We start from the raw sequence: 26,559 nt of genomic DNA on the forward strand, positions 1-26,559 counted from the left end.
ATCTATGCCATCGTCCAACTTCGTCGACTACGTGAAAATATTCGGCCGCTCCGGTAAAGGCGGCCCCGGCTCCCGCCATTTCCGCCGCGAGAAATTCATCGAATTCGGCGGCCCGGACGGCGGAGACGGAGGCAACGGAGGCAGCATCGTCCTGCGCGGCAACAGCCAGTACTGGACGCTGATCCACCTCAAGTACAAGCGTCACATCTTCGGCGAGGACGGCGAAGCGGGCAGCGGGGCGCGCTGCTCGGGGAAGAACGGGACGGACGTCGTCATCAACGTGCCGCTAGGCACCGTCGCACGCGATGCGGAAACCGGGGAAATCGTCTGCGAAGTCACCGAAGACGGACAGGAGGCTGTCCTGCTGAAAGGAGGCCGCGGAGGACTCGGCAACTGGCACTTCAAAACGGCGACCAACCAGGCTCCGCGGTATGCGCAACCGGGCGAGGATTGCGTCGAAGGATGGTTCATCCTCGAACTGAAAGTGCTTGCCGACGTCGGGCTGGTCGGATTCCCGAACGCCGGGAAATCGACACTGCTGGCAGCCGTTTCGGCGGCGAAGCCCAAAATCGCGAATTACGCTTTCACGACCCTCGAACCGAATCTGGGCATCGTCGAATGCCGCGACCACAAGTCGTTCGTGATGGCCGACATCCCCGGCATCATCGAAGGGGCGCATACCGGCAAAGGGCTCGGAACGCGCTTCCTGCGTCACATCGAACGCAACTCGATCCTGCTGTTCATGATCCCGGCCGACACGAAAGACGTGCGCGAAGAATACCGCATCCTGCTGAACGAACTGGAACAATACAACCCCGAACTGCTCGACAAGCAGCGCCTGCTGGCGATCACCAAAAGCGACCTGCTGGACGAAGAACTGCAAGAAGCCATCGCCGCCGATCTGCCGGACATTCCGTCGATCTTTATCTCGTCGGTCAGCGGGTACCACATCCGACAACTCAAAGACATGCTCTGGGAAGCCCTGCAACGCGACAATCAGTAACCGAAAACATACGCGGGCCGGAAACGGGGCAATTCCATCACCGCATTTTTCGGCGATACGACTTTCAACTGATAATTCCGGTTGAACCAACTCAGAATCCCTTCGATATAACCGCTGCCCGAAGGAAGCGGCCAATTTGCGAAGTCGGCCTTCGCAGAAGTTCTCACGATCAGCGTATCCCCCGCGGGATCGACCAGATGCCGATCGGTATCCGACATGGTGTCGCACCAGTTCTCCGAGCACTCCGCATCGACGAACTGCACCCGTTCGAAAGCCACGTAACGGCTTATCCAGGCGGCCGCCAGATCGGAAAAAACGAGGGTATCGGGACGAATATCGGTCACGCCGCCCTGCTTTTTCAGAAATTGAGGCCAGACCGACTGCGGAATGAACCCGTTTTCGTAAGCGAAATCGTCCGACGCCGCGCCCAGCGACACCACGCCTCCGTAGTCGCCCAGCACCAGCCCCTGGCAACGGATCCGTACGCTCTGCCCGACCGGAAATACGGTAAAGAGATCGCGTCCGCCGACCTTGACCTCGATTCCTCCGGTGGCATCCTGCACGACCAGCGTATTGCGGAACGCCCCGTAAGCATCGTTCGCCGTTACGACGACGCGCAGTTCGACGTCATCGGTCACACGAAGCGGATAACCGCGATACAGCGATTTCAGGTAAGCGACCGACACCGGATCGCCCCCGGGACTCTCTCCGTCGTCCCGATCGAAACCGTTTTTGGACACGCAGCCGGCCAACAGCAACAGCAGACAGCAGCTAATCAACCTGTACATCATTCAAATCACGCATTTTAAGTTCATACACCCGGCGTCCGCCCACTTTTCCGGGCAGCAGAATACCGGTCACCGAAACCGGCCCGTGCGGAACCCGTTCGCCGGCAAACGAAGCGTAACCGCTCGTATAGACATAAACAGAATCCGCTCCGCACCGGAATTTCAACAAGGCGCTGCGCGGCGTACCGTCGGCCGATACCGCCGCAGGGACGGCCCAGGTCGTATCCGACGGCGTATCGAGGCACAGCCGGGCGATCCGCACCAAACAGCCGATCCGGTCGTCGTTCAACCCGGCGATCGTCGTCGGCAGCGCTGTCGGCAGGATCGTTTCGCCGGTTCGCAACAGATGACGCCGCACGATCGCCGGACTCTCCATCGGGGCGACGGGTTCCGTCGCCGAACCGCCCCGCAAACCGATCCGCAACAACCCGTCGTCCAGCGCCGCGGTCAGGCCGTCGGCGGACAACGTCAACCGGCAACCGACCGGATAATCGTTGTGCAGATCGTACAGTCCGGCGCAGACCTCGACCGCGCCGGAATTGTCCTCGAGCATCAGCGTCCGGTAGAAATTATCGGCCCGGTCGGATGTGGTCACATACCCCGACAACACGACCCCGGAGCCGGAAAACGCAACCGGGCCCACCGCACACCGTTCGCGGAGCGTGGCGACCGACATATTGGGCAACGGCGCGGTTTCATCCGCAGGATGCGGTTCGCCGAAATCGTCATAACCGCACCCGGCGGCCAACAGCGCCGCAGCGCATCCGATCCATATTTTTATAAATCCATTCATTTTCGACCTCGTCAAATCTAAAAACGAAAATTCACAGTCAGGTAATAGGTGCGCGGATAGGCGTACAGGTACTTCGATCCGAAAGCCGTGATGCTCTGGTTCAACCCCGTCCCGCTTTTGCGCAGCCGCATCTGTTCGTAACCGCTGTAAACGATCTCCTTGCGGTTGGCCAGATTGTTCACCGCCGCGCTTACCGACAGGTAACGACTGCCGAGTCGAAACGATTTCGACACGAACAGATCGATCGTAAAAGCCTCCGGAAAACGCTCCTGCTCCGTCAGCGCTCGCAAGTCTTCCGGCGAAGCGGCATAATCGTACACCCGGCCCATCCGGTTCAGCGGACTGACCGTCGTGTAATGGTCGGCCGCATAATTGACCGACAGCGAAGCCATCCACAGTTTCGCCCCCCGGTAGCTCAATTCAGCCGAAGCGATCCGCTGCGGTGACCCGCTCAGGCGATACCCTTTCAACAACGAACGGGCGCGGTCGGCGATCACACTGCCATCCTTGTCGGACAGGATGCGTACCGACGGATCGTTCCGGTAACTGTTACGGGCCTGCGATGCGGCGACACGCAGAGCGAACCGCCGCGTAAGCAGCACCTCGGCCCCGAACTCGACTCCTGCATACAGTTTCCCGATCCCCGAAAGTTCCATGTCGGAATAGACCGACGCGATATCGTCGTAGTAGCGGCGCACTTCGGATTCGCCGCGCGAAACCGTCGCATACGCGCACAGTTCGAGTCGAACGGTCCGGCCCGCGTACCGGTAGCTCAGCTCGCCGCCGAACCGGTTCGCCGTACGCGGATCGCCAACCGTACGGTTCCGATAATCGATCGACACGAACACATCGCGCGCGGCCGGAGCGACGTCCTCGTACAGCAGGTCGAGGCGCAACGTATGCGCCGGCGTGAACAGGCAATCGATCCCGCCCTTGAGCGTATATTCGGTAAAATGCAGCCGGGAGGAGCGCCCGTAGGAGTCGCTTCCCGGAAACAATTCCTTCTCATAACGCCCGTTGCGGGAATATCCGACCGGGGCTACCCGCAACGCGACGTATCCGCCGAAACGCTCGTCGGAGCGGTTCCTCAGATCGGCCGTAAGCCACCCTTCGCCGCAGACGTAATCCAGGTCGTAGTCGTACCCGTACCGCTCCCCGACGGCCACCCGGCGGTCAGGCGCGCGCAGGTTATTCTGCAATTTGTCGCCGAAATAGCGATCGTCGATCAGGTACGGGTCGATGTCGAACAGAAAAGCGGCACCGAGCAAGTCGTCCAGCCGGTTGTAAGCGGTCGTCCGGTCGATCCGCACGCGCACCCCTCCCCGCAATCGCAGCGTCCGGGAAGGATGGTAATCGAAACAAGAAACGAACTGCCAGTTCCGGAACCGATCTACGGCGCTGCCCAGCACATAGGCGGCCGGCAGCGTATCGCGATTTCCGTTGGCGAGGTACAACTCCTCCCAATCGATCTGCGTAACCCGGACGTCGCGCTGCCTCCATGCCGCGGAGACGGCCCCGGACACCTCCGGATTCTCGTAGGAACCGGGCAGGTAGCGGTAATAGTCGGGCAACGGATTGCGCGCGTCGTACCAGTCGAGCGCCGAACGCGAAGAGGTGCCCCACAGAGCCGAAACGGTCGTAGTAAGGTTCCAGCGGGTGTCCGCTCCGCAACGCCAGGTAATCAGCGCCATCGGCGTCCGTTCGCAGCGGACGCGGGACGGGCGGACGCGTCCCTGCTGGTATCCCCAGGCCGGATTGTAAAGACGATCTCCGGACGCTTCGAATGCTTCGCCGGTCGAAGCGCTGCGCAATCCCCGCTCGGACGGGGCCATCAGGAACACGGCGGAAAGGGAATTTTTCGCGCCGAGCCGGCGCCCGAGCGAAAGACACAGCGACCACTCGTCGGCGTAGACGCCCCGGATATGCCGGTCACGCCCCCAGCGCCGGGTTCCGGTCGCTGCGAAAGCCCAGCCGCCGCCCAAGGTTCCGGTCGCGATTCCCGCACGCAAACCCTGCCGGAAACGGCGGTCGGTAAACATCCAGCCTGCACGGCCGCCGGGCGGCTCGTGCAAAACGTCGAGATCGTATTCGCAAATGTTACCGGCATTGCCGACCGTCGAAACGGACGGCGCGATCCCCGGCTGTTCATCCAGCCGGACGGGAGCCTGGCGAACGGCCGTTAGCACATTCCAGAACGGCTCGCCGGTAACCGGATTGTCCAGATCGATCCCGTTCAGCAACCGGCGGCTGCAATTCCACGCATAACCGCGCCTCGCATAACGGACGAACGAAAAACGATACCGCGACAGCGAAGCGAACGGCCCGTCGTAAGCCGAAAGCGGCACGGACAACCACAAGGAAACGGTATCGCCGTCCGGTTCGTAACGGTCGACGACATCGAAACGCTGCTGTTCGTCGAAAACCACGACGCTGCCCTGCCCGTGCAGCGACACGGAAAAAACAAGCATCCCGAGAATCGGCAACCACCGTTTGTTCATGGCAGACAGTTTTAACCCGCACGGGCGCACGGCCCCTCCGCTTCCGGCAAAACACCTCCGCCACCGCTCTCTCTCCGATCGAGCAAGCACGCAAAAAAACCGTCCGGGCTATGAAGTTACGCAAACCGAACGATTTATACAACTTTTTAGAACATTATTTTGCTTTACAGCAACATTTCACACGATTCCGCAAGGATACGAAACAAACGTGGGAATGCCTTTTACAGACATTCCCACGCCGTTCGATCGGTTTATTACGCTGTGAGCGCTACTGCAATAATTTTTTGACCGCCTCGGAAATCGCGCGGCCGTCGGCCTGCCCGGCAAGCTGTTTGGTGGCCACTCCCATCACCTTTCCCATATCCGCCGGCGAAGCGGCTCCCACCTGCGCGATAATCGCTTTCAGGACGGTCTCCAGTTCTTCTCCGCTCAATTGTTTCGGCATAAACACTTCCAGCACGGCCGCCTCGGCCAATTCGTTTTCGGCCAGTTCCGGTCGGTTGTTCTGCGTATAAACGGCGGCCGACTCCTTGCGCTGTTTTACCAGCTTCTGAATAATTTTCAGCACGGCGCCGTCGCTGATTTCGTCCGATCCATCGGCCGTTTTGGCCAGCAGGATCTCCGCCTTCACGGCCCGCAGGCCTGCCAGACGCACTTTCTCCTTGGCGAGCATCGCCGCTTTGATTCCGTCGTTAATCTCTTTTTCCAGACTCATATCGGTATTTTTTAATTTCTATGTTCAACGATTTGTCCGGCTCCGGCCGCACGCCGCTAAATATCGATGTTGGCATACTTGGCATGCCTTTCGATAAATTCCCGGCGCGGCGGCACGTCGTCGCCCATCAGCATCGAGAAGATACGATCCGCTTCGGCGGCGCTCTCGATATTCACCTGACGCAGGATACGCGTTTCGGGCGACATGGTCGTTTCCCACAACTGTTCGGGATTCATTTCCCCCAGACCTTTGTAACGCTGTACATGGGCCCCTTTCGACCCGAATTCCGCCAAAGCCGCCTCGCGCTCCTCTTCCGTCCAACAATAGCGACTATTCTTACCCTTTTTGACCTGATAGAGCGGCGGCGTCGCGATATAGACGTGTCCGTTTTTGATCAGGTTGTTCATGTAGCGGAAGAAGAACGTTAGCATCAACGTCGCGATGTGGCTGCCGTCGACATCGGCATCGGTCATAATAATCACGCGGCCGTAACGCAACTTATCGAGGTTCAGCGCCTTGCTGTCGTCTTCGGTTCCGATCGTCACGCCGAGCGCAGTGAAGATATTGCGGATCTCCTCGTTCTCGAAGATCCGGTGCTCCATCGCCTTCTCAACATTCAGTATCTTACCCCTCAACGGCATGATAGCCTGAAAATTCCGGTCGCGGCCCTGTTTGGCCGAACCGCCTGCGGAATCGCCCTCGACGAAGAAAATCTCGGCCTGATCGCGATCGCGCGACGCGCAGTCGGCCAGCTTGCCGGGCAGCCCCGATCCGGACAGCACCGTTTTGCGCTGTACGAGTTCGCGCGCCTTGCGGGCCGCATGCCGGGCCGTGGCGGCCAGGATCACCTTCGACACGATGGCGCGGGCGTCTTTCGGGTTCTCTTCCAGATAATGCGTCAACGCGCCGGAAATCGCCTGATCGACGACGCCGGCGACTTCGCCGTTGCCGAGTTTGGTCTTGGTCTGTCCTTCGAACTGCGGCTCCTGCACCTTGACCGAGACGATCGCGGTAAGCCCTTCGCGGAAGTCGTCGCCGTTGATCTCGAATTTCAGCTTGGTCAGCATACCCGAATCTTCGGCGTATTTCTTCAGCGTCCGGGTCAGCGCCCGGCGGAAACCGGTCAGGTGCGTACCGCCCTCGATCGTATTGATATTGTTGACGTACGAATGCACGTTCTCGGAGAAACTCGTATTGTACTGCATTGCCACCTCGACCGGAACGCCGTCTTTTTCGGTATCGATATAGATCGTGTTTTCGATCAGCGATTCGCGGCTGGCGTCGAGGAACTTGACGAATTCTTTCAACCCTTCGGTCGAGTAATATTCGTCGTGAACGGACTCCCCGTTTTCGTTCTTCGTGCGCAGGTCGGTGATATTGAGCTTAATTCCCTTGTTCAGGTAAGCCAATTCGCGCAGGCGCGAGGCCAGCGTCTCATAATCGTATTCGGTGACCGTAAAGATCGAACTGTCGGGTTTGAAGGTGATGATCGTTCCGTGATCGTCCTCGGTCGTCTCGCCGATGATTTCCATGGTTCCCTGCGGAACGCCCTTGCTGAAGTTTTCCCGGAAGATTTTTCCTCCGCGGTGCACTTCGGCGACCAGCAGCGTGGAGAGCGCATTCACGCAGGACACGCCGACGCCGTGCAGACCGCCCGACACCTTATAACTGTCCTTGTTGAACTTACCGCCGGCATGCAGCACCGTAAGCACCACTTCGAGGGCGGGACGCCCTTCCTTCTCGTGCATATCGGTCGGAATACCGCGCCCGTCGTCCTTAACGGTGATCGAGTTGTCCTCGTTGACGAAAACGTCGATGCGGGAACAGTACCCGGCCAACGCCTCGTCGATCGAGTTGTCGACCACTTCGTACACCAAATGGTGCAACCCCCGGACTCCGACGTCCCCGATATACATCGCGGGGCGCTTGCGCACCGCCTCGAGGCCCTCGAGCACCTGAATGCTGGAAGCGGAGTACGCCTCCCCGGTTTGTTGGATCTGATCTTTTTCCTCTACGCTCATATATTTTTCCTTTCTATTAATTTACTCTGCCAAAAAGTTGCCGGCCAGAACCGTTCCGGCCGAACGGATCCCGCCCCGGCGCACGGCATTCCGGCCCACCGAAACGCCCGGAACGATTCGAACAAAGATAGTCATTTTTCCGCTAAATTCCAAGGATCGAATGGAGATCAATCTCGGCCACTTTTCCCTGATGAAAACGCAGCGTACGGGACGGATACTGCTGGATATTGCTGATGTTATGCGTCGACATCAGCACGGCGCACCCGCGTGCGACGATCGACGCGAACAACTGCATGATCCCGTCTGCGGCGGCGGGATCGAGGTTGCCGGTAGGCTCGTCGGCGAGAATCACCTGCGGGTTGTTCAGCAGGGCCCGGGCGATCGCCAACCGCTGCTGTTCGCCGCCCGACAACTGGAACGGCATCTTATACTCCTTGTTTTGCAGGCTTACCATGTCGAGCACTTCGGCGATCTTGCTGCGGATCTGCAATTCGTTTTTCCACCCGGTCGCCTTCAGCACAAAATGCAGGTTCTGAAAAACGTTCCGGTCGGTCAGCAATTGGTAATCCTGAAACACGATTCCGATCCGGCGCCGAAGGTACGGCACGTCTTTGCGGCGCATCCGCCGCAGGTCGAACCCGACGACCATCCCGCCTCCTTCGCGCAGCGGCAGTTCGGCGTAAAGCGTCTTGAGCAACGAACTCTTGCCCGACCCGACCCGGCCGATCAGATAGACCAGTTCGCCGGGAAACACCGTCAGATTGACATCCGACAGCACCATATCGCTGGTTCTGCCGTTACCCCGGAAACTGGCCTCCCGCAGGGCATCGTCGAAATGGAAAATCGCCACATCCCGTAGTTCTATCACCGCATTCGGATTCATCGCTTTCAAATTTGATCCGGCCCGCCGACACACATTTTCCGTGCGGGCACATTTAACAAAACAAAGATACCGATTGTTTGGACAGCATCTCCCGTTTGTTGATGAAGTGTTGATATTTTTCACGTCCCCGAAACGTCCCCGGATATCTCCGGACGAATTTATATTGCCCGTAAAAATAATTCTTCCGAAAAAACGTATATCTTTGTACCGGGATCGTACTACCGTGCGATCCCGATCAGGGGCTGACCGGTTTTGACAGCAGGCAGAGTCTGATTGTAAGCACGCCGAGCGTTGTGTGGACTCTCGTAAAACTGAATGCTCAAACTACAAATGGCGATAATAGCTATCAACTCGCTGCTTAATTTTACAGAGTAAAATGGCTTAATCCGGCAGTCCAAGGAGGCTGTCGGACGAGTACCCCGCCGAAGCTTCGTTCCGTAGCGGAAGGCACCGGGGTATCATTCAAACGGAAATAGCGAATCGGATGCCTATAACGGTTTGCGAAAATCAATAGGCTGGGGCCGTAACTGGGTCGCCTTCGACCAGGTTGCGGCAGAAGGATCAACCGAAGGATAAGCGTGTAGAAAGCTTTTGGGTTCCTTGTTTGGACGAGGGTTCGACTCCCTCCAGCTCCACGGACTCGCGGAACATCAGCGTATTGAACAAGACGAACGGCTTTACCGAAAAGTAAAGCCGTTCGCTGTTTTGAGGTTATTGTCGTTCTGAGATCCGATTGCCGTTTATTTGGATTGCCGTATCCGGGAACAGCCGCCGGATACGCTCCACTCCCTCCTCGGTGATTTTCCCGGATAACATCAACTGTTCGATTTGCACTGCGGCCAATTCATCCGGTATATCGATTTCATCGACGAAGGCTATTTCGAGTTTTCTGATTTTTTTCAGTTCCAACAAAACGGCTGGAAATTCTTTAACCCTGATCGAGATGCCGGAATCCGCATCGGCTTCCAGTTTACTTTTCAATCCCCGGTTTCGAACGTCTTTCTTTCTGACCATCCAGCCTATCCGGGGCCTCAGCGCAAAATTATCCTTGTTTTGCTCCAAGCCTACGAAACCGGCCCAAAGTTCCAACGGGGTTTCGACCGCTTCGCCGTCGCGTACTTCCAGAAATTTCAGATCGACTTTTACGATCTCGCTGGGCAAACAATCGCGTCCTTCGAGCCGCTCCAGATTGTTCCTTTTCCCGTCTTTATCATAAGGGAAAAATTTGACGATCCATCCGTCGATGATTTCGGGCGCTCCGTATTTTTCCTGAGAATGATATTTAAACATATTACGCCAGAACGCTTTGTCTACTTCGCCTTTGGACGCTTTGACGAACTCCTCCAAAAGGGGCTCCAGTTCGGAAATCCACCATTCCAGTCCGTACTCCTTCAACTTTCTGGCTTTGTTCAGCACTTTTTTCCAATCCCCGGGGGTCCCTTCGAGCGTTATTTCGGGAATCCCGCAAACTATATACATCACGATAAATTCGAAATAAGGCTTCACCGCTTCCATGACCGTCACCTCGGAAGCAATTCGCTCCGACGGGGTCGTCGTCGAAAAATCGCCGGTCAGCAATCCGGCCAGTTTTTTCCCGGTATATTTTTCGATCTGTCCGGTAAATCCGCAAAGGGTCCGTTCCCACGGGAAAGCAGGATCTTCCGGCCTCATATCCGCTTCCACGATCAAAGACAATTTTCCGGAAAAATCGACGAAACAATGCCTCAGAGAGTCTTGATTGGCTTTCACATGCCGTGCAAACCCCTGGCTGATCAACAGCCAGATCATATCCGGAGACAAAACGAACGGTCTGTGTTCGGCGTATGCCCCATACATGCCGTTGAAAAAAGGATTATATTTACTATAAATCAAACTGTCCGGGGCTTCGCTTCGGGCAAGAATGCCGAACGGATAATTTATATTATTTTCTTCCACTTCGAAGGGCCTCAATTCGACGTCGGACAATATAAGTCTCTCCCAAACCTCCCCGTAGGATTGCATTCTAACCGGCCCCTCGGGTTTCGAAAGTTCCTCGACTTCGAAAGTAACTTTATGTTGGGCAAACGCGGAAAGGTTCCCGAACAGACACAGGCAGAACAGCAATTTTTTCATAATACCGGATTTTGTCGTTTCCGATGTCAATTCTTCGGACAAGTCTGTACTTCAACGGACGACCGTAGACAAATATAACATTATTTATTAAAAATACGGCAAACGCGATATCGAAATATTATCGTCCAACGGACAATTCGCCGAAATCGTAAAATGAACGACGAAACATCTCGGACTTTCCGCAGGGATCAAAAATGGCGCGGTTCTTGGAAATTTCAGGATCGGAACCGTCCGAAGGACAGCCGCCCGCGGTTTGCTCCGCGCCCGTGCCGTCGCATGACCGTCCCGAAAAAAATCACAGAACCTCTAAAATTTACAACCATGAACGACAGCGTCAAGGAAAAGGCCGAAAAGGTAAAACGGAAAATCGATGCCGGCATCGACCGAACGGCCGAAAAGATTTCGGATGTATCCGACAGCGTCCAGCAGCATGCGACGCACGTAAAACATGCCGTAAAAGAAAAAGTAGCCCGAGCGGCGGATTCCGTCAAAGAGAAGGCCCAGCACATCAGCGATTCGATGCGGGAGACGAAATAAAATCGTTCCTGCGTCCGCGCTGAAAATACGGATCGCCATCCGAAACGAATATCCGCACCGACGCGGCCGATCTGCAAATGCCGCAGCCGGTTCGCAACGCCCCGATTCATGCCGGACAATCGCCGACATGCAGCCTATCACGAACACCGGCCGGCGCTATTCGTAGCGCCGGCCGGCATTTTGAAAACGAAACGCCTCAGGCATCCGTTCCGAGTAGCCTTCGCACCGTTTTTCTCAAATCGTCCGGCGAATAAGGCTTCGAAACGACCGTATTGCATCCGGCGGCCAAAGCTTGTTCCTTCTCGCTGTAAAAGACGTGCGCCGTCACGGCGACGATCGGAACGTCGGGCGAGATCGCGCGGATTTTTTCGGTCGCCTCAATCCCGTTCATCACCGGCATCCGGATATCCATCAGGATCAGGTCGGGACGTTCGCGCACGAAGCTGAGCACCGCCTCCTGCCCGTTCGGCACCCACCGAAGCACGTATTCTTTGGACAGCGCGGCTTCGAGCAATTTGAAATTGGTTTCCACATCCTCGGCGACCAGAATCACTTTCCGCCGTCTGTCCGCCGAGCCTTCCGCATCCGTGCATACGGCCGTGGCCGAACAGCAAGGCAAACAAAGCGTAAACGTACTCCCCTCGCCGACCTGCGAACGCACCTCGATCCGTCCGCCGAGTCGCTCGGCGATGCTCCGGCAGATGGAAAGCCCCAGCCCCGTCCCCTGCACAAAATCGTTCAGCTTTTCGAAACGGTCGAAAATAAGCGGGACTTTCTCCTGCGGGATACCCCGTCCGGTATCGGTCACAAATAGTTCCAACCAATCGTTCCGCAACTTCGCTCCGAGGGTGATCCACCCCCGATCCGTATTTTTGATCGCGTTCGAAAGGAAATTGAAAAGCACCTGCGTCAACCGATTGCGGTCGGAAGAGATCCATACCGGCAGCCGCGGGCACTCTATTCTGAAACCGACTCCTTCCTTCATTTTCAGCCGGTGCACTTTCTCCACCTCCTCGAGCAATCCGGTAATTTCCACCTGCTGAAAATGGGTTTCCGCCCGTCCGGATTCGATCCGCGAGAGATCGAGAATATCGTTGATCAACTGCAGCAACAGGTTGCTGTTTTTGCGAATGATATCCAGGTATTCCTCCCTGTGCGCATCGCAGTCGTCGGCGGCGAGCAACTCCGAAAACCCGACGATCGCATTCAGCGGAGTCCGTATTTCGTGGCTCATGGTGGCCAGAAAAACCGATTTCAACCGGTCGGCCTCCACCGCTTTTTTCTTCGCGACGATCAGTTCCTCGGTGTGCCGGACGCGGTCGCCCACGTCGTGGATCAGCGCGAGCACCCTGTTCCCTTCAAACGGGGCGATCCGCGCCTGAAAATAGTGCCGTCCGTCCTTGTCCAGCGGATATTCGATCTCTTTAATCTGACCGTCCTGCAGGCACTCCCGTATATTGCGAACGAACAGATCGCTCACCTCCGGCGAATAGATCGTCCGCCCGTCCGCTCCGATCAGCTCGTTCACCGGATGGAGCAGGATCGTGCCCCGAGACATCAACACGTCGGTAATAACAAAACGGTCGTCCAGGATAAAAATAAATTCCGGCAATGCCTCGACGATTTTCCGGTTCCGCTCTTCGAGGCTCCGGATGCGGGCCTCTTTTTCGCAGCGGGAAGTGATGTTCGACGTATAGGCGATCAATTTGCGGGGACGACCCTGTTCGTCCGGCTCGCAGGAGAAAAAACAGTCTTCCAGCCAAACCGCCTGCCCCTCTCGGCCGACGCAGCGCACCCGTATCTTGGATACTTTGGTATCGGATGCCAACATGCATTCGAAAGCGTTTCTGTAAGAATCGACGTCGTCGGGATGCGCGAAACGGTAAAAATCGTCGATATCCGCGAATTCGATGCCGGCATCCCGGAGCCCCAGCACCCGGAAATAATCGTCGTCGAAACAGCAGGCTCCCGTCGGGATATCGTATTCCCACAGGGCGATCCGGTGAGCCGCCAGAACGGAAATGACGTTTCGGTATTTGTTTTCGATCGAATGATCGTGCTTTTCAGGAGGAAAAAAGCGGTCGTTTTCGTTCATGTCACACTTTTTGGATAGCAGTCCGATAGTAAAAGTATAAATAATCGCGTTCGAAGATACCTCTGCGGATATTTTTTCACCGGATTTTTCTGACCGCCATCCGAGCGTTATCGGAAACATCTCAGTAAGAATGCACTGCAAACCGAAAGCAGCCGCGACGCCCGCCAGGGCGACGACCGCTTCCCGTAAAATTCAATCTATAAATCCAACTTGACGACCGTAATGCCGGCCCCGCCGAGTTCTTCGTGCTCGTCCCGGGCGCTTTTGACCAGATCGACCGCGCGCAGGTAATTGCGAATCTCCTCTTTGAGGGCCCCGGTACCTTTGCCGTGCAAAATCCGGATTTCGGAAAAACCCAGCATGATCGCCTCGTCGACAAAATCCTGCGTAGCCTGCAGCGCTTCGGACACCCGCATACCGCGCACGTCGATCTGCTGGGTAAATTGCAGCCGGCGTTCGGCCGTACTGTAATTCGTGACCGGAACGGGCGCGGAACGTTCGTTGCGCACCGCCTTTTTATATTCGGCATTCGAGATGGGTTCCAGCCGCTCGGCGTCGAGAGTCGTCAGAATTTGCCCGAAACCGACGGTGGCCCGCTTACCGCTCACGCTAACAACCTCGCCTACGGCATCCTGCCCTTTGATCCGCACTTTAACGCCCGGCTCTACGATCCGGGGCTTTTCGGGGGGCGGCGCAGGCGTCGCACTCCCGGTCTCCGGCTTGCGGTTGCGGCGTTCGGCACGGCGCTGTTCGCGCCGGCGGATCTGCTCGATTTTCCGGTCGATCGCTTCGTCTCCGGCGGAATCCTGTTCCAGCGTCTCTTTAAATTCCTCCATTTTGCGCCGCACCTCCAACGTCTTTTCCTTATCTGCCTGCGACTCGCGGATCACCCGGATCGTATTTTCGATCTGTTTGTTCGCTTCGGCGGTAATCTGCCGCGCCTCGGCCTTCGCCTCGCGCAACAGCCGGCTGCGCTCCGCCTTCAGCGTTTCCAGCTCGGACTGATATTTTTCGGAAAGTTCGTCCACGCGCTTTTCGGCCTGACGGATTTTATCGCGCTTTTGCTCCCAGTAACGGCGGTCGCGGGCGATCTCGCGCAACTGGCGCTCGATGTTGATATGGTCGCTGCCGGCTTTTTCCGACGCGCTGCGGATGATCTCTTCCGGAAGCCCGATCTTGCGGGCGATCTCGACGGCGAACGAACTGCCCGGCTTCCCCATTTCGAGCCGGAACAACGGGCGGATGTTCTGCACGTCGAACGTCATCGCGCCGTTCTGAATGCCGCGCGCATTGCTGGCGTAGTATTTCAGATTCGAATAATGCGTGGTAATCACGCCGAAACAGTGCCGCTGTTCGAACTTCTCAAGCAGCGCCTCGGCAATCGCTCCGCCGATGATCGGCTCGGTACCCGTGCCGAACTCGTCGATCAGAATCAGCGAACGCTCCCCCGCGCTGCGGAGGATATTCTTCATATTCAGCAAGTGCGAACTGTAAGTACTCAGGTCGTTTTCAATCGACTGCTCGTCGCCGATGTCGATGAAGATATCTTTGAAAATCCCCATCTCCGAATTTTCGGAAACCGACACGAGAAACCCCTTCTGAAGCATGTACTGCAACAGCCCGACCGTTTTCAGACAGACCGATTTGCCGCCGGCGTTCGGCCCCGAAATCACCAGGATATGCTTGTCATCGGTCAGGGTCAGGTCGAGCGGAACGATCTCCTTCCCTTCGCGCCGCAACGTCTGCGCGAGCAACGTATGCCGGGCCCGGATCAGGCGGATCGAACTGCGGTTCTCGACGATCGGCAACGTACAGTCGTTGGCCAGCGCGAAACGCGCCTTGGCCCGGATGAAATCCATCGTCGTCAGGAAATCGCCCGACTCGCGGATACGGGGCAGGTCGGGACGGATCGCATCGGTAAAACGGGTCAGGATACGCACGACCTCGCGGCGCTCCTCGTATTCGAGCGCCTTCAGTTCGTTGTTGAGCTCCACGACCTCGATCGGTTCGATATAGACCGTCTTGCCGGTCGCCGACTCGTCGTGGATCAGGCCTTTGATTTTCTTTTTATTGGCGGCGGCCACCGGGATCACGGCGCGCCCTTCGCGGATCGAGACCGACACGTCGCCGTCCACGATGCCCGAAGCCTGCGCCTGTCCCATGATCTGTTGCAGGCGGCGCGACACCTGGCTCTCCCGGTCGCGGATCGTCCGGCGCAGCGAGAACAGTTCCGCGGAAGCGTTGTCCCGCACCTTTCCGAACTTGTCGACGATCGAGTCGATGTGGTTGATGATCTCCGGAAAACCGTCGACCCCGCTACACAGGGCCCTCAACTGCGGATACTGCTCGTCGGTACGGGCATTGAAAAAGGCGACCAGCCCGTGGACCATCGCCAACCCTTTGCGCAACGCCGCCAACTCGCCGACATCCAGGAAAGAGCCCTCGACGGCCCCTTTTTTCAGGAACGCGTCCATATCGACAAAGCTGCCTTCGGGCAGTCCGTTGTCCATCATCAACACCGTTCGCATCTCGAAAACCTGACCGAGACGCGCGACGACCGACTCGTAGTCGTCACTGAACGCCGCCTCGAAAAGTTTATCGACTGCGCCCTGCGTCACGCAGAGCGCCTTGACCTGGCTACGGATACGATCGAAACCGATCTTATTCTCAAAATTATCGGGATAAACCAAAACTTTCGGAAAAAAATTAATACGGTAAACGGACGCGCTATTCGTCCCGGTTGCGCCGGCCGAACACCGACACGTTGATATAACGGCTCGGGTGCGCTTTCAGATCTTCCAGCAGGGCCGACAGATTCGCCGTGGCGTCCACCAGTTCGTCATACAACGCCTGGTCGTTCAGGAACCGACCGACCGTGCCGTCTCCGTGGTTGACTTTTTCGAGCGTCGTGTTCAGCGATTCGAGCGTCGTGGTCACCTGCGCGATCATCGTCGGAATCTTCGACTTGCTTAGCGAATCGCTGAAATTCTCGACGTTGGTGACGATCCGGTCGATCTGTCCTGACTTGCCGTTCAGCGTTTTGGACAACTCGTTCAGGTTCTGCACGATCTCGCGAACGTTGTTTTTCTCCCCGGCGATCACTTCGTTGAGATTACCCGATATCGAAGCGATGTTCGTGAATGTCGCATTCAGGTTGTCCTTGTTGTCGGCCATCAGCGTATTGATATGTCCGAGCGTAATCATCAGTTGGTTGATCACGTCGTTGGCGCGCTGTTTCAGGAACTCGAACTCGCTGCCGGCCACCTCCAGGAAATCCTTGTTGATCTCCGAAAAGAGCGTATCGCCCTGTTGCAGGTATTTGGCCGACTTGCCCAGTTCCAGTTCGACGGCCTTGCCGCCCATAAGCCCGTCGCTGAAAATCCGCGCCTTGGTATCGTCCGGAATCTTGAATTTCGACTTGATCGAAAATTCCACGACCACCTTATCCGACCGTTCCGGATCGAAGCTGATATCGCTGATCGACCCCACCTTATAACCTTTGATCAGCACGGCGGCCGACGACTGCAGGCCGTTCACCTGATCGTATACGGCATAGTAATGCACCGACGACGTGAACAAATCCCGTCCCTTAAGGAAATTGATCCCCCAATACAACGCCGCGATCATCAGTATCCCGAAAAAGCCTATCTTAAATTCTCTGCTCAGTTTCAATTTCATGCCTAAAATTTTATCTGTCCGTTATTCACAATCGTTCGTTCAATCACTGCTGCCTGCGGCGCGCTTCGCCGACCGGGATCGTTTTATCGCCGTCGAATGCGACCAGGAACGCGTCCCGGATACTCTTGCGCACCTGGGTTTGCAAAGATAACGCTTCGTGGTAAGACGACGTGCCGCCGACGAAATATTTGTACGTGCCGCCGATCACGATCTCCTGCACCTCGCCGCGATAAGGCCCGAAACGGGACGAATTCTTCGGCAGTTTCTGCGGGGCCGAAGCGACTTGAACCCGGTAGACGATCTCCCCGCCGCTGTCGTCCGCGACGCTCTCCGTTGCGGCCGTTTCCGGCTCGTCCCGGGCGAAATCCGCCGCAGAATCGTTCCTCGGCTGCGAATCGTCCCCGTCGTCGTCACTCAAAACAATCCGTGTGCCACGTCCCTCGCTGCGCACCTTGTACTCGCTGAATGCGTTGAACAAACAGCGCGCATACGTCTCGCGCCCTTTGTCCGAACCGACGAACTTCTCCTCCGCGGGATTCGAAATAAACCCGAACTCCGCCAGGATGCTCGGCATCGCCGCCGACCACAGCACCAAAAAACCGGCCTGGTGCACGCCGCGGTTCTGCATTTTGGTCTGACTGGCAAACTGTTTCTGCACCATATCCGCGAACGTGCAGCTTTGCGACAAGTAAGCGGACTGGATCAGCGAAAAGATAATGAACGATTCCGGCGAGCCGGGCACGTATCCCTGGTATTTGGTCGAATAATCGTCTTCGTACGAAATCACGTCGTTCTCCTTCATCGCGACATCGAGGTTCTTGCCGGCCTTGTCGACCCCCATCACGTAAGTCGACGTGCCCGACGGCGCGGAAGATTTGTTGCTGTTGATATGGATCGAAATGAACAGATCCGCTCCGGCCTTGTTAGCGATGTTTCCCCGTTCGTTCAACGGAATCAGCACGTCGGTCTTGCGCGTATACACCACTTTGACATCGGGATATTTCTGGCCGATCATCTTTCCCAAACGGAGCGCAACGTCCAGATTGATATCTTTTTCCTTGTAAATCCGGCCGACGGCTCCCGCGTCCCGTCCGCCGTGTCCCGCATCAATTACGACGGTATTTATACCGATTTCCTTCTTTTGCGCGTTAGCAGTAATAACGACGCCGAAAAGCGAAAGAAAAACGACCGAAACCGTTAAAAACGTGAGGCTTGAAACTTTCATTACGGCAAACGTTAGAGAACTCTTTTTTTTTAACTATTTTTGCGGACGAAATTTGATAACTTTGCAAAGTTAAATTATTTGTTGGGATTTGCGGCTAAAAAAAGCGAAATATATCTTACTCCTGCTATGTCTGATCCCGTTTGGACAGCTTGTTTTCAGCCGCGAGAGGGCTTATCCGGCCTCTTCGGACGAATCTTTTTTGCAGGATACCGCAGGACGCGATTCGCTGACGGAAAACGTTGCGATCGCGCACGCGGCCGCAGACTCCGTCCCCGGACTGGATTCTTCCGCGACGCCGCAATATGCGGCGGCCGACAGTGCGGCCGTCGCCGCGCGGGATACTTCCAAGAAAGACACCGCGCAGCGCAAATCGTTCCTCGACGACGTAATTTCGGGGAAAAACCAGGATTCGCTGGTTTACGATCTTCGTAACAAAACGGTCTACATCTACGAGAAAGGCGACGTCGACTACCAGGATAAAAACCTGAAGGCGGACTTCATGAAAATCAACATGGACGACAAGATCATCTTCGCCTACGGACGCGAAGATACGACCACCAAGACGAACACCCGGCCCGAATTCACCGACGGAGGATCGACCTACCAGATGGACACGATCACCTACAATATCGCCACCGAAAAGGCCCGTATCAAAGGCGTGACGACGCAGGACGGCGAAGGCTACCTGAAAGGCTCGCGCGTCAAGAAAATGCCCGACAACACGATCAACATCGCCAACGGCAAGTACACCACCTGCGACTTGGATCACCCGCACTTCTACCTGGCGATGACCAAGGCCAAGACCATTCCGGGCAAGAAGGTGATCGTCGGCCCGTCGTACCTGGTGATGGAAGACGTGCCGATCTATTTCCTCGGGCTGCCGTTCGGCTTCTTTCCGACGATGAGCGGACGCCACTCCGGTTTCATCATGCCGACCTGGGGCGAGGAGGCTATCAAGGGATTTTTCCTGCGGGACGCAGGGTATTACTTCGCGTTCAACGACTACATGGACATGACCGTCCAGGGCGGTTTCTACACGCTGGGATCGTGGCAAGCGAGCCTCGCTTCGCGGTATGTCAAGCGGTACAAATACCGGGGCGGCCTGAATTTCTACTTTTCGAAAGACATCATCGGCGAACGCGACGAGCCCGACTACGTCAACATGAACAACTTCAACCTGCAATGGACGCACCAGCAGGATGCGAAGTTCCGCCCGAACTCGACCTTCTCGGCCAGCGTGAACTTTTCGACCAGCGGTTACAGCAAATACGGGGCGCAGACGATCAACGACTACCTGAACACGCAAACCAACTCCAGCATCTCCTACTCCAAATCGTGGGCCGGTACGCCGTTCTCTTTATCGACCAACATGCAGCACTCGCAGAACTCGCAGGACACGACCGTTTCGCTGAGTTTCCCGAACGTGGTTTTCAGCGTATCGCGCGTCTATCCGTTCCGGCGCAAAGAGGCCGTCGGCAAGCAGCGCTGGTACGAGAAAATTTCGTTCACCTACACGGGAACGCTCGGCAACAACGTAAAAGTCAAAGAAAGGGATCTGTTCACCGACCGGATGTTCAAGCAGATGAAGAACGGCGTCAACCACAACATTCCGATCTCCACGTCGCTAAACCTGCTCAACTACATCAACGTCAGTCCTTCGGCAAACTATCAGGAACGCTGGTACTTCCGCAAGATCGACAAGGAGTGGGACCCGGTTTCCCGGTCGGTCGTCAACGGCGATACGACCACCGGCTTCTACCGGCTGTACGATTACAGTTTCTCGGTCAGCGCCACGACCAAGCTGTACGGAACCTACCAGTTCAAAAAAACGGCTGCCGTGCAGGCGTTCCGCCACACGCTGACCCCGACGATCAGCTTCAACTACCGCCCCGATTTCGGAGCCGCCAAATACGGGTATTACAAATACGTGCAGAGCGATACGCTGGGTAACATGAGGCGCTATTCGCCGTTCGAGGAGGGTCTGTACGGGGTGCCGAGCGCGGGGCGTAGCGCGGGCATATCCTTCGGACTCACCCAAACGCTGGAAATGAAAGTGCGCAGCAACAAGGACACCTCGGGATTCCGGAAGATCAAGCTGATCGACAACTTCAGCATCACGTCGTCCTACAATTTTCTGGCCGATTCGCTGAACTTGGCTCCTTTCTCGATCAACCTGCGCACCAACCTGTTCAAAAACGTCGGCCTGAACGTCAACGCCACACTCGACCCCTATCAGATAAACGCCAACGGACAAAAGGTCAACAAGTTCATGCTGCGGAAAGGAAAACTGGGACGGCTCACGAGCGTCAGCACCTCGTTCGGTTATTCGTTCAATTCGAAAAACCGGGGATCCTCGTCGCCGGCAGCCATCAACGACATCAACAGCGGGACGACCGAAGTGCCTCCGGAATATACCGACATGTTCACGCAACCCGGCTACAACCAGATCGACCCGTTCACCCGGCGGCAAATGATGTCGGCCACTTACTACGACTTCAGCATCCCGTGGAATTTCGGATTCAATTACAGCTTCAGCTATACGAAGCCCGGGCTTCAGGCCAATATCGTCCAAACCCTCGGCTTCAACGGCAGCGTCAACCTGACGCCCAAATGGGGGGTTACGTTCAACGGCGGTTACGACTTCGGATCGAAAAAAATCACGCCGGGAACCTTCACGCTGACCCGCGACCTGCACTGCTGGCAGATGTCGTTCAACTGGGTTCCGATCGGGTTCCGCAAGAGCTGGAGCTTCACGATCAACGTGAAGGCTTCGATGCTGAAAGACCTCAAGTACGACCGCAACAGCAGCTTCTACGACAACTTCTACGACAATTAAACGGTCGCGGGCCGCGTTAGTTAGTACGATATTTGCAATCTCTATACTGCTTTGAAATGAAAAAAATAATTTTGTATTGTATGGCTATTCCCGTCCTGACGCTGGGAGCCTGCGGCGAAAAAAAGAATCCGCTGCTGGTGACGTCCACCGCGCCCTACGAAGCGCCGCTGTTCCCGCAAATCACAAACGAAGATTACAAACCGGCTTTCGACAAAGCGCTCGAAGAGGCCCGCGCGGACATCGACCGCATCGTGAACAATCCCGACGAACCGACCTTTGCGAATACCGTCGAAGCGCTTGCGTTCAGCGGAGAACGCCTCGACAACGTCAGCAGCGTCTTTTTCAACCTGAACGAAGCGAACACGAACGACACGATGCAGAACCTGGCGCTGGAAATCTCGCCTGTTCTGACCGAATTCAGCAACGACATCACGCTGAATCCGGCGCTTTTCGAACGGGTCAAAGCGGTCTACGCCCGACGCGACTCGCTCGCCCTGACGCCCGAACAGTCTCGCCTGCTCGAAAAGACCTACAAGGATTTCGCGCGCAACGGCGCGGCGCTGTCCGAAACGGATAAAAAGACCTACCGCGAGTTAACCGCCAAACTGTCGCAACTGACCCAGAAATTCAACCAGAACACGCTCGGCGCGACCAACGCCTTTATCCTGCACATCACCGACTCGGCGCAGGTCGCCGAACTGCCCGACTTTGTCCGCGAAGGAGCGGCGGCCGAGGCCAAAGAGCGTAACCTCGAAGGGTGGGTCGTCACGCTGCAATACCCGAGCATGTCGCCGTTTATGATGTACTCGTCGAACCGCGAGCTGAAGGAGAAGCTGTGGAAAGCGTATAACACCCGCGCGTTCGGCGGCGAGTTCGACAACTCGAAGATCGTCGAAGAGATCGCCGACACCCGGCTACAAGTGGCCCGCCTGCTCGGCTACGATACTTACGCCGACTATGTGCTCGAAGAACGGATGGCCGAAAGCGCCCCGACGGTCAACGCTTTCCTGACCGAACTGCTCGACCGGGCGATCGGCGCCGCGCATGCCGACGTAAAGAGCGTCGCCGAATATGCGGCCGCGAACGGTTTTACCGGCGAGTTGATGCCGTGGGATTTTTCCTACTATTCCGAAAAACTGAAAAACGAAAAATACAGCATCAACGAAGAGCTGACCAAGCCCTATTTCAAACTCGAAAACGTGCAGGCCGGCATTTTCGACCTGGCCGGCAGACTCTACGGAATCTCGTTCAAAGAGAACCCCGACATCCCGGTCTACCACCCGGACGTAAAGGCCTACGAAGTGCACGACGCCGACGGGAAATTCCTGGCCGTACTGTACATGGACTTCTTCCCGCGGGCCTCGAAACGCGGCGGGGCCTGGATGACCGAATTCCGCAGCCAGTCGGCGCGCGACGGGCAGGACACCCGCCCGCTGGTCTCGCTGGTTTTCAACTTCACGAAACCGACCGAGAATACCCCGTCGCTGCTGACATTCGACGAGGTCAGCACGATGCTGCACGAATTCGGACACTCGCTGCACGGCATTTTCTCGCAGGGAAACTACCCCGGCATGACCGGCACGTCGGTCTACCGCGATTTCGTCGAACTGCCGTCGCAGATTATGGAGAACTGGGCTACCGAGAAAGAGTTCCTCGACCTCTGGGCCGTACACTACCAGACCGGCGAAAAGATGCCGGCCGAGCTGATCCGGCGGATCATCGACGCCAAGAACTACCTGGCCGCCTACCAGCATATCCGCCAGGTATCGTTCGGTTTGTGCGACATGGCCTGGCACAGCATTACCGCCCCCGTGAACGAACCGGCCGACGCTTTCGAAGCGAAGGCAGTCGCCAGGGCCCAGGTGATGCCGCGGGTGGACGGACAGTGCATGTCGACCTCGTTCACGCACATCTTCGCCGGAGGCTATGCCGCCGGGTATTACAGCTACAAATGGGCCGAAGTGCTCGAAGCGGACGCGTTCTCGCTGTTCAAGGAAAAAGGCATTTTCGACCGGGAGACGGCCGCGTCGTTCCGCGAAAACATCCTGTCGAAAGGCAACTCGGAGCACCCGATGGAGCTGTACGTCCGTTTCCGCGGACATAAACCCGACACGCAGGCGCTATTCGACAAAATGGGAATCAAATAGTCCGAAACACAAACCGGGAATTGCTATGAAAAACCGACGTTACTGCCTGCTGGGATTGCTTGGAATCGGCCTGTGGGCCTCCGGATGCAACCGTGCGAAACCGCTTCCGTCCGACTATTTCGGAGGCGAATTCGTCTGCTACGACGACACGGCCCGGTTTTTCGACTGCGCGACCGGCCGTACCTATCTGCTCGACCGCAGCGGGGCGTATCCGAAAGTCATCGCAAACTACGAACAAATGCGGCCGGCCCCCCACGAGCGGGTTCACATGTTCTGCCACGCCGAGATCCGGCAAGAAGCCGACTCGTCGAACGGCCCGGTCCGGATGGTCGTCCGTGAACCTTTCGGTTTCGACCGGGCGACCCACTGCGATCCGAACGGCCTGATCGCGGGCATGTACCGTAGCAACGCGAGCGGCGGGGAAGGCAACCGGATGCTGCACCTGAGGGGCGACTACACCTATACGGTCGTCCGTTTCACCGAAACGACCGAACAGCGCGAGGACGGACGCTGGGGACTGAGCTCCGAATCGGAACTGGTACTGAACCCTCAGGAAGCCGGCCGGCCCCAGCGCCGGTTCGAGATCCTGTTCGAACCGGAAACCCTCGTAGCCAACGACGGACTCGGACAGCTTACCTATCAAAAAGTTTATCTGGACTGACCGTCCTTGCGGACAGACAAAAACGAAAGCGGAGGAAAACGACATTTCCTCCGCTTTCGTTTCGATGCCGGAACGCTAAACGTCCAGCGAATATCCGTCGCGGTACTGGTAATGCATCCGTTTAGTGGCTTCCGGATCGTTCATGAATTTCTCGACGATCGGGTTCCACACCACCGGACGCTTCAGTTCGTTGGCGATGTTGCCCAAATTGCAGACCGTGCAGGAACTATGTCCCACTTCCACCGGAACGTTCGGATCGATCCGCGAACGCATCGAGTTGATAAAGGTCTGGTAGTGCCCGACTTTCGTCTCGTAAGGCACGCTGCTGTCCTGCTGTTTCTCGGCCTTCGGCATGAATTTCGGGTCGGAAGCGAGGAATTCGCCGCGGCACACCTGGATCCAGCCGTTGTCGCCGTAAATTTTGAGTCCCTGCTTACCGCCGTCGAACTCCTGTTCGGTAACGGTCGTTCCGTTGTCGTATTTATAAGTCAGGTGATCGTAATAGCTGTATCCGGCGGGAATAATCTCGACCGGGCCGTTGCCGTCCTTGCCCATCGCCCACTGCGCGATGTCGAACATGTGCGCGCCCCAATCGGTCATCAGGCCGCCGCCCATGCCCTGATACCAGCGCCATGCGCCCCAGAGCTGTTCGTTCTGCTCGGGATCGATCGTGATGACCGGGTCCAAATCCGAATTGTAATAAATGGTTTCGGGCAGCGGACCGAGCCACTTGTCCCAATTCAGGCCGGCCGGCACTTCCTGTTTCGGCAGCGTGTAGGGAGTCGGCGAACCGCCCACATGCACCTTGATCAGCCCGATCTTGCCGAGTTCCCCCTCGCGGCACAGGTTGGCAGCGTGGATAAATTCGGCGTCGGAACGCTGCTGGCTGCCGATTTGCAGGATGCGGCTGTACTTACGCACCGCTTTGCGAAGCTGCTGTCCTTCATAAATGGTCAGCGTCATCGGTTTTTCGAGGTAAACGTCTTTGCCGGCCTTGCAGGCGGCGATAGCGATGATCGCATGCTGGTGATCCGGCGTGGCGATCACGACCGCGTCGATATCGGGACGCGCCAGCAGCTCTTGATAATCTTCGTACAGGTCGACCTTGCATTTTTCGCCGTGATCGGCGTAGTATTTCTTCACGCGCTTATCGAAGCGGGCGCGTTTCACGTCGTAGACGTCGCAGCCGGCCACTACTTTCACCCCGTCGATGGTAATGAAACCGTTGAGCAGGTGCATCGCCTGCTGACCGAGGCCGATAAAACCGATGTTGATCGTGTCGTTGGCAGCGGTTTTTTCATTTTTTTTGCTTTTCGCAGCAGCCGCCAGCCCGGAGGGCATCAGTAACGCCCCGGCTGCGCCGAGTGCGGAAACTTTCAGAAAATCGCGGCGTGAGAATTTCGATTCAGAACTCATTTTCAGTTGGTTTAATAATTTCGGTTTTTTGTTTTTGGGAAATCATGTAGGCAAGTTACTCATTTCGCCCGGGAAAAACAAAATATTTTAAAAAAACGATTCCGTTTTGCATATCCCGCGTCCGTTCGTTACCTTTACATTTCGACAACTTAATCGAAAAACCTATGAAAACGTTTTTTTACCTACTGTTGGCACTGTGCTGCGCGGCCTGCGCGCCGAAAAAGCAACCCGTTTCGCTGATTTTCGACACGGATATGGCTCCCGACTACGACGACGTGGGCGCCATGGCCGTACTGCATGCGCTGGCCGACTCCGGCGAAGTCGATATCCTGGCCACCGTCTCGTCGAATAAACAGGAGACCACCGCGCCGTGCATCGACGTACTGAACACCTATTTCGGGCGGCCCGGGATTCCCGTCGGCGCGCCGAAAGGCGAAGGGGTCAGTATGGATACCTGGCATAAAGGGCTGAAGTGGACCGAAGAACTTCCGTCCCGTTTCCCGCATAAGGTCGAAAGCGCATCGCAGGCCGAAGACGCCGTATCGGTTTACCGGCGGGTGCTGAACGCGCAACCGGACACCAGCGTCGTCGTCGTGACGGTCGGCTTTTTCACGAACCTGAAAGACCTGCTCGAATCGGGGCCGGACGCCGACAGCCCGCTGTCCGGCAAAGAACTGGTCGCGGCCAAAGTGAAACGGCTGGTTTCGATGGCCGGGTATTTTCCGGAAGGCAAGGAGTTCAACGTGATGATGGACGCGCCGGCCAGTCAGTACGTATTCGAGAACTGGCCGACCCCGATCGTTTTGAGCGGATTCGACATCGGCGAAAAGATCATCACCGGCAAGCAGACCGCGGCCATGCCGGTCGAAGGGAGTCCGGTGCGCGAAGCCTATAAAATGTGTCTCGAACAGGATAATCCGGAAGGACGGAACAGTTGGGATCAGTCGGCCGTACTGGTCGCCGTACGCGGAGCCGAACCCTATTTCGGTCTCGAAACCGGCACGCTGACGGTCACGCCGGCCGACAGCAACGATCACTGGACGCCCGATCCGGCCGGCCGACACGCGCGGCTGCTGCCGAAAATGCCGACCGAACAGGTTACGGCTACGATCGAAGCATTGATGATGCATCAGCCCACGGTACGGAAATAA

General features: G+C 56.7%; 18 protein-coding genes and 1 other RNA gene. 7 read left to right on the forward strand and 12 right to left on the reverse strand.

The features are described 5' to 3' along the window. Positions 1 to 4: 4 nt before the first annotated feature. Positions 5 to 1,003: a GTPase ObgE gene (gene obgE / locus C1A08_RS02990; RefSeq protein WP_055201960.1), complete on the forward strand. Its 999-nt coding sequence runs from the start codon at positions 5 to 7 to the stop codon at positions 1,001 to 1,003. Here the strand turns inward: obgE and C1A08_RS02995 are convergent. The 6 genes from C1A08_RS02995 to C1A08_RS03020 all read right to left on the reverse strand — a co-directional run bounded on the left by C1A08_RS02995 (position 997) and on the right by C1A08_RS03020 (position 8,701). After that, the gene (locus C1A08_RS02995) at positions 997 to 1,794 is read right to left on the reverse strand and encodes a DUF5689 domain-containing protein (RefSeq protein WP_101571281.1); all 798 of its coding nucleotides are present in this window, start codon (positions 1,792 to 1,794) and stop codon (positions 997 to 999) included. The genes obgE and C1A08_RS02995 overlap by 7 nt on opposite strands. Beyond that, positions 1,775 to 2,584, reverse strand: a complete 810-nt coding sequence (locus C1A08_RS03000; protein WP_101571283.1) for a DUF5689 domain-containing protein — start codon at positions 2,582 to 2,584, stop codon at positions 1,775 to 1,777. The genes C1A08_RS02995 and C1A08_RS03000 overlap by 20 nt, the downstream gene beginning before the upstream one ends. Before the next feature lie 17 nt (positions 2,585 to 2,601). Then, entirely contained in the window at positions 2,602 to 5,082 is a 2,481-nt protein-coding gene (locus C1A08_RS03005; RefSeq protein WP_101571285.1) for a hypothetical protein, read from the reverse strand. 268 nt (positions 5,083 to 5,350) lie between these two features. Next, the gene (locus C1A08_RS03010; RefSeq protein ID WP_101571287.1) at positions 5,351 to 5,797 is read right to left on the reverse strand and encodes a GatB/YqeY domain-containing protein; all 447 of its coding nucleotides are present in this window, start codon (positions 5,795 to 5,797) and stop codon (positions 5,351 to 5,353) included. A 56-nt stretch (positions 5,798 to 5,853) separates the two neighbouring features. After that, positions 5,854 to 7,818 carry a DNA topoisomerase (ATP-hydrolyzing) subunit B gene (gyrB, locus tag C1A08_RS03015; RefSeq protein WP_101571289.1) on the reverse strand — a complete coding sequence of 655 codons (1,965 nt, stop codon included), beginning with the start codon at positions 7,816 to 7,818 and terminating at the stop codon, positions 5,854 to 5,856. A 142-nt stretch (positions 7,819 to 7,960) separates the two neighbouring features. Next, positions 7,961 to 8,701 (reverse strand): cell division ATP-binding protein FtsE, encoded by a 741-nt coding sequence (locus tag C1A08_RS03020; RefSeq protein WP_055203458.1) that lies wholly within the window; start codon positions 8,699 to 8,701, stop codon positions 7,961 to 7,963. Between the two features lie 238 nt (positions 8,702 to 8,939). Here C1A08_RS03020 and ssrA point away from each other — a divergent pair. After that, positions 8,940 to 9,339, forward strand: a transfer-messenger RNA (tmRNA) gene (gene ssrA, locus C1A08_RS03025). A gap of 73 nt (positions 9,340 to 9,412) precedes the next feature. On the opposite strand, the gene C1A08_RS03030 is transcribed toward ssrA, so the two are convergent. Continuing rightward, the gene (locus C1A08_RS03030) at positions 9,413 to 10,813 is read right to left on the reverse strand and encodes a DUF4419 domain-containing protein (protein WP_101571291.1); all 1,401 of its coding nucleotides are present in this window, start codon (positions 10,811 to 10,813) and stop codon (positions 9,413 to 9,415) included. 321 nt (positions 10,814 to 11,134) lie between these two features. Between C1A08_RS03030 and C1A08_RS13035 the strand changes: the two genes are divergently transcribed. Beyond that, positions 11,135 to 11,350: a hypothetical protein gene (locus C1A08_RS13035; RefSeq protein WP_145996503.1), complete on the forward strand. Its 216-nt coding sequence runs from the start codon at positions 11,135 to 11,137 to the stop codon at positions 11,348 to 11,350. Between the two features lie 196 nt (positions 11,351 to 11,546). Here C1A08_RS13035 and C1A08_RS03040 read toward each other — a convergent pair whose 3' ends face one another. From C1A08_RS03040 to C1A08_RS03055, 4 genes are all read right to left on the reverse strand, one after another. Further along, positions 11,547 to 13,445, reverse strand: coding sequence for a PAS domain-containing hybrid sensor histidine kinase/response regulator (locus C1A08_RS03040; RefSeq protein WP_101571295.1), 1,899 nt, complete (start codon positions 13,443 to 13,445; stop codon positions 11,547 to 11,549). A gap of 197 nt (positions 13,446 to 13,642) precedes the next feature. Then, positions 13,643 to 16,135 carry an endonuclease MutS2 gene (locus tag C1A08_RS03045; protein ID WP_101571297.1) on the reverse strand — a complete coding sequence of 831 codons (2,493 nt, stop codon included), beginning with the start codon at positions 16,133 to 16,135 and terminating at the stop codon, positions 13,643 to 13,645. A gap of 37 nt (positions 16,136 to 16,172) precedes the next feature. Beyond that, positions 16,173 to 17,123, reverse strand: coding sequence for an MlaD family protein (locus C1A08_RS03050; RefSeq protein WP_101571299.1), 951 nt, complete (start codon positions 17,121 to 17,123; stop codon positions 16,173 to 16,175). A gap of 43 nt (positions 17,124 to 17,166) precedes the next feature. Continuing rightward, the gene (locus C1A08_RS03055) at positions 17,167 to 18,348 is read right to left on the reverse strand and encodes an N-acetylmuramoyl-L-alanine amidase family protein (RefSeq protein WP_101571301.1); all 1,182 of its coding nucleotides are present in this window, start codon (positions 18,346 to 18,348) and stop codon (positions 17,167 to 17,169) included. Between the two features lie 88 nt (positions 18,349 to 18,436). Here C1A08_RS03055 and C1A08_RS03060 point away from each other — a divergent pair, with 88 nt between their 5' ends. The 3 genes from C1A08_RS03060 to C1A08_RS03070 all read left to right on the forward strand — a co-directional run bounded on the left by C1A08_RS03060 (position 18,437) and on the right by C1A08_RS03070 (position 23,992). Next, positions 18,437 to 21,184: a putative LPS assembly protein LptD gene (locus tag C1A08_RS03060; RefSeq protein WP_257937033.1), complete on the forward strand. Its 2,748-nt coding sequence runs from the start codon at positions 18,437 to 18,439 to the stop codon at positions 21,182 to 21,184. An 80-nt stretch (positions 21,185 to 21,264) separates the two neighbouring features. Further along, positions 21,265 to 23,331 (forward strand): M3 family metallopeptidase, encoded by a 2,067-nt coding sequence (locus C1A08_RS03065; RefSeq protein ID WP_055202011.1) that lies wholly within the window; start codon positions 21,265 to 21,267, stop codon positions 23,329 to 23,331. A gap of 25 nt (positions 23,332 to 23,356) precedes the next feature. Further along, positions 23,357 to 23,992 carry a hypothetical protein gene (locus C1A08_RS03070; protein ID WP_101571303.1) on the forward strand — a complete coding sequence of 212 codons (636 nt, stop codon included), beginning with the start codon at positions 23,357 to 23,359 and terminating at the stop codon, positions 23,990 to 23,992. Positions 23,993 to 24,067: 75 nt separating this feature from the next. Here the strand turns inward: C1A08_RS03070 and C1A08_RS03075 are convergent, their stop codons facing one another. Further along, positions 24,068 to 25,408, reverse strand: a complete 1,341-nt coding sequence (locus C1A08_RS03075) for a Gfo/Idh/MocA family oxidoreductase (protein WP_055203461.1) — start codon at positions 25,406 to 25,408, stop codon at positions 24,068 to 24,070. A 164-nt stretch (positions 25,409 to 25,572) separates the two neighbouring features. Here C1A08_RS03075 and C1A08_RS03080 point away from each other — a divergent pair, with 164 nt between their 5' ends. Beyond that, on the forward strand, positions 25,573 to 26,559 hold the full coding sequence (locus tag C1A08_RS03080; protein WP_055202015.1) for a nucleoside hydrolase: 987 nt from the start codon (positions 25,573 to 25,575) through the stop codon (positions 26,557 to 26,559).

Origin of the sequence: Alistipes sp. cv1, assembly GCF_900240235.1 — a bacterium.
Lineage (GTDB): Bacteria > Bacteroidota > Bacteroidia > Bacteroidales > Rikenellaceae > Alistipes_A > Alistipes_A hominis.

Excerpts from the sequence above, each read along its gene's own strand:
- obgE (WP_055201960.1), top strand. The coding sequence starts at position 5 with ATGCCATCGTCCAACTTCGTCGACTACGTGAAAATATTCGGCCGCTCC.
- C1A08_RS02995 (WP_101571281.1), bottom strand. The coding sequence starts at position 1,794 with ATGATGTACAGGTTGATTAGCTGCTGTCTGCTGTTGCTGTTGGCCGGC.
- C1A08_RS03000 (WP_101571283.1), bottom strand. The coding sequence starts at position 2,584 with ATGAATGGATTTATAAAAATATGGATCGGATGCGCTGCGGCGCTGTTG.
- C1A08_RS03005 (WP_101571285.1), bottom strand. The coding sequence starts at position 5,082 with ATGAACAAACGGTGGTTGCCGATTCTCGGGATGCTTGTTTTTTCCGTG.
- C1A08_RS03010 (WP_101571287.1), bottom strand. The coding sequence starts at position 5,797 with ATGAGTCTGGAAAAAGAGATTAACGACGGAATCAAAGCGGCGATGCTC.
- gyrB (WP_101571289.1), bottom strand. The coding sequence starts at position 7,818 with ATGAGCGTAGAGGAAAAAGATCAGATCCAACAAACCGGGGAGGCGTAC.
- C1A08_RS03020 (WP_055203458.1), bottom strand. The coding sequence starts at position 8,701 with ATGAATCCGAATGCGGTGATAGAACTACGGGATGTGGCGATTTTCCAT.
- C1A08_RS03030 (WP_101571291.1), bottom strand. The coding sequence starts at position 10,813 with ATGAAAAAATTGCTGTTCTGCCTGTGTCTGTTCGGGAACCTTTCCGCG.
- C1A08_RS13035 (WP_145996503.1), top strand. The coding sequence starts at position 11,135 with ATGAACGACAGCGTCAAGGAAAAGGCCGAAAAGGTAAAACGGAAAATC.
- C1A08_RS03040 (WP_101571295.1), bottom strand. The coding sequence starts at position 13,445 with ATGAACGAAAACGACCGCTTTTTTCCTCCTGAAAAGCACGATCATTCG.
- C1A08_RS03050 (WP_101571299.1), bottom strand. The coding sequence starts at position 17,123 with ATGAAATTGAAACTGAGCAGAGAATTTAAGATAGGCTTTTTCGGGATA.
- C1A08_RS03055 (WP_101571301.1), bottom strand. The coding sequence starts at position 18,348 with ATGAAAGTTTCAAGCCTCACGTTTTTAACGGTTTCGGTCGTTTTTCTT.
- C1A08_RS03065 (WP_055202011.1), top strand. The coding sequence starts at position 21,265 with ATGGCTATTCCCGTCCTGACGCTGGGAGCCTGCGGCGAAAAAAAGAAT.
- C1A08_RS03070 (WP_101571303.1), top strand. The coding sequence starts at position 23,357 with ATGAAAAACCGACGTTACTGCCTGCTGGGATTGCTTGGAATCGGCCTG.
- C1A08_RS03075 (WP_055203461.1), bottom strand. The coding sequence starts at position 25,408 with ATGAGTTCTGAATCGAAATTCTCACGCCGCGATTTTCTGAAAGTTTCC.
- C1A08_RS03080 (WP_055202015.1), top strand. The coding sequence starts at position 25,573 with ATGAAAACGTTTTTTTACCTACTGTTGGCACTGTGCTGCGCGGCCTGC.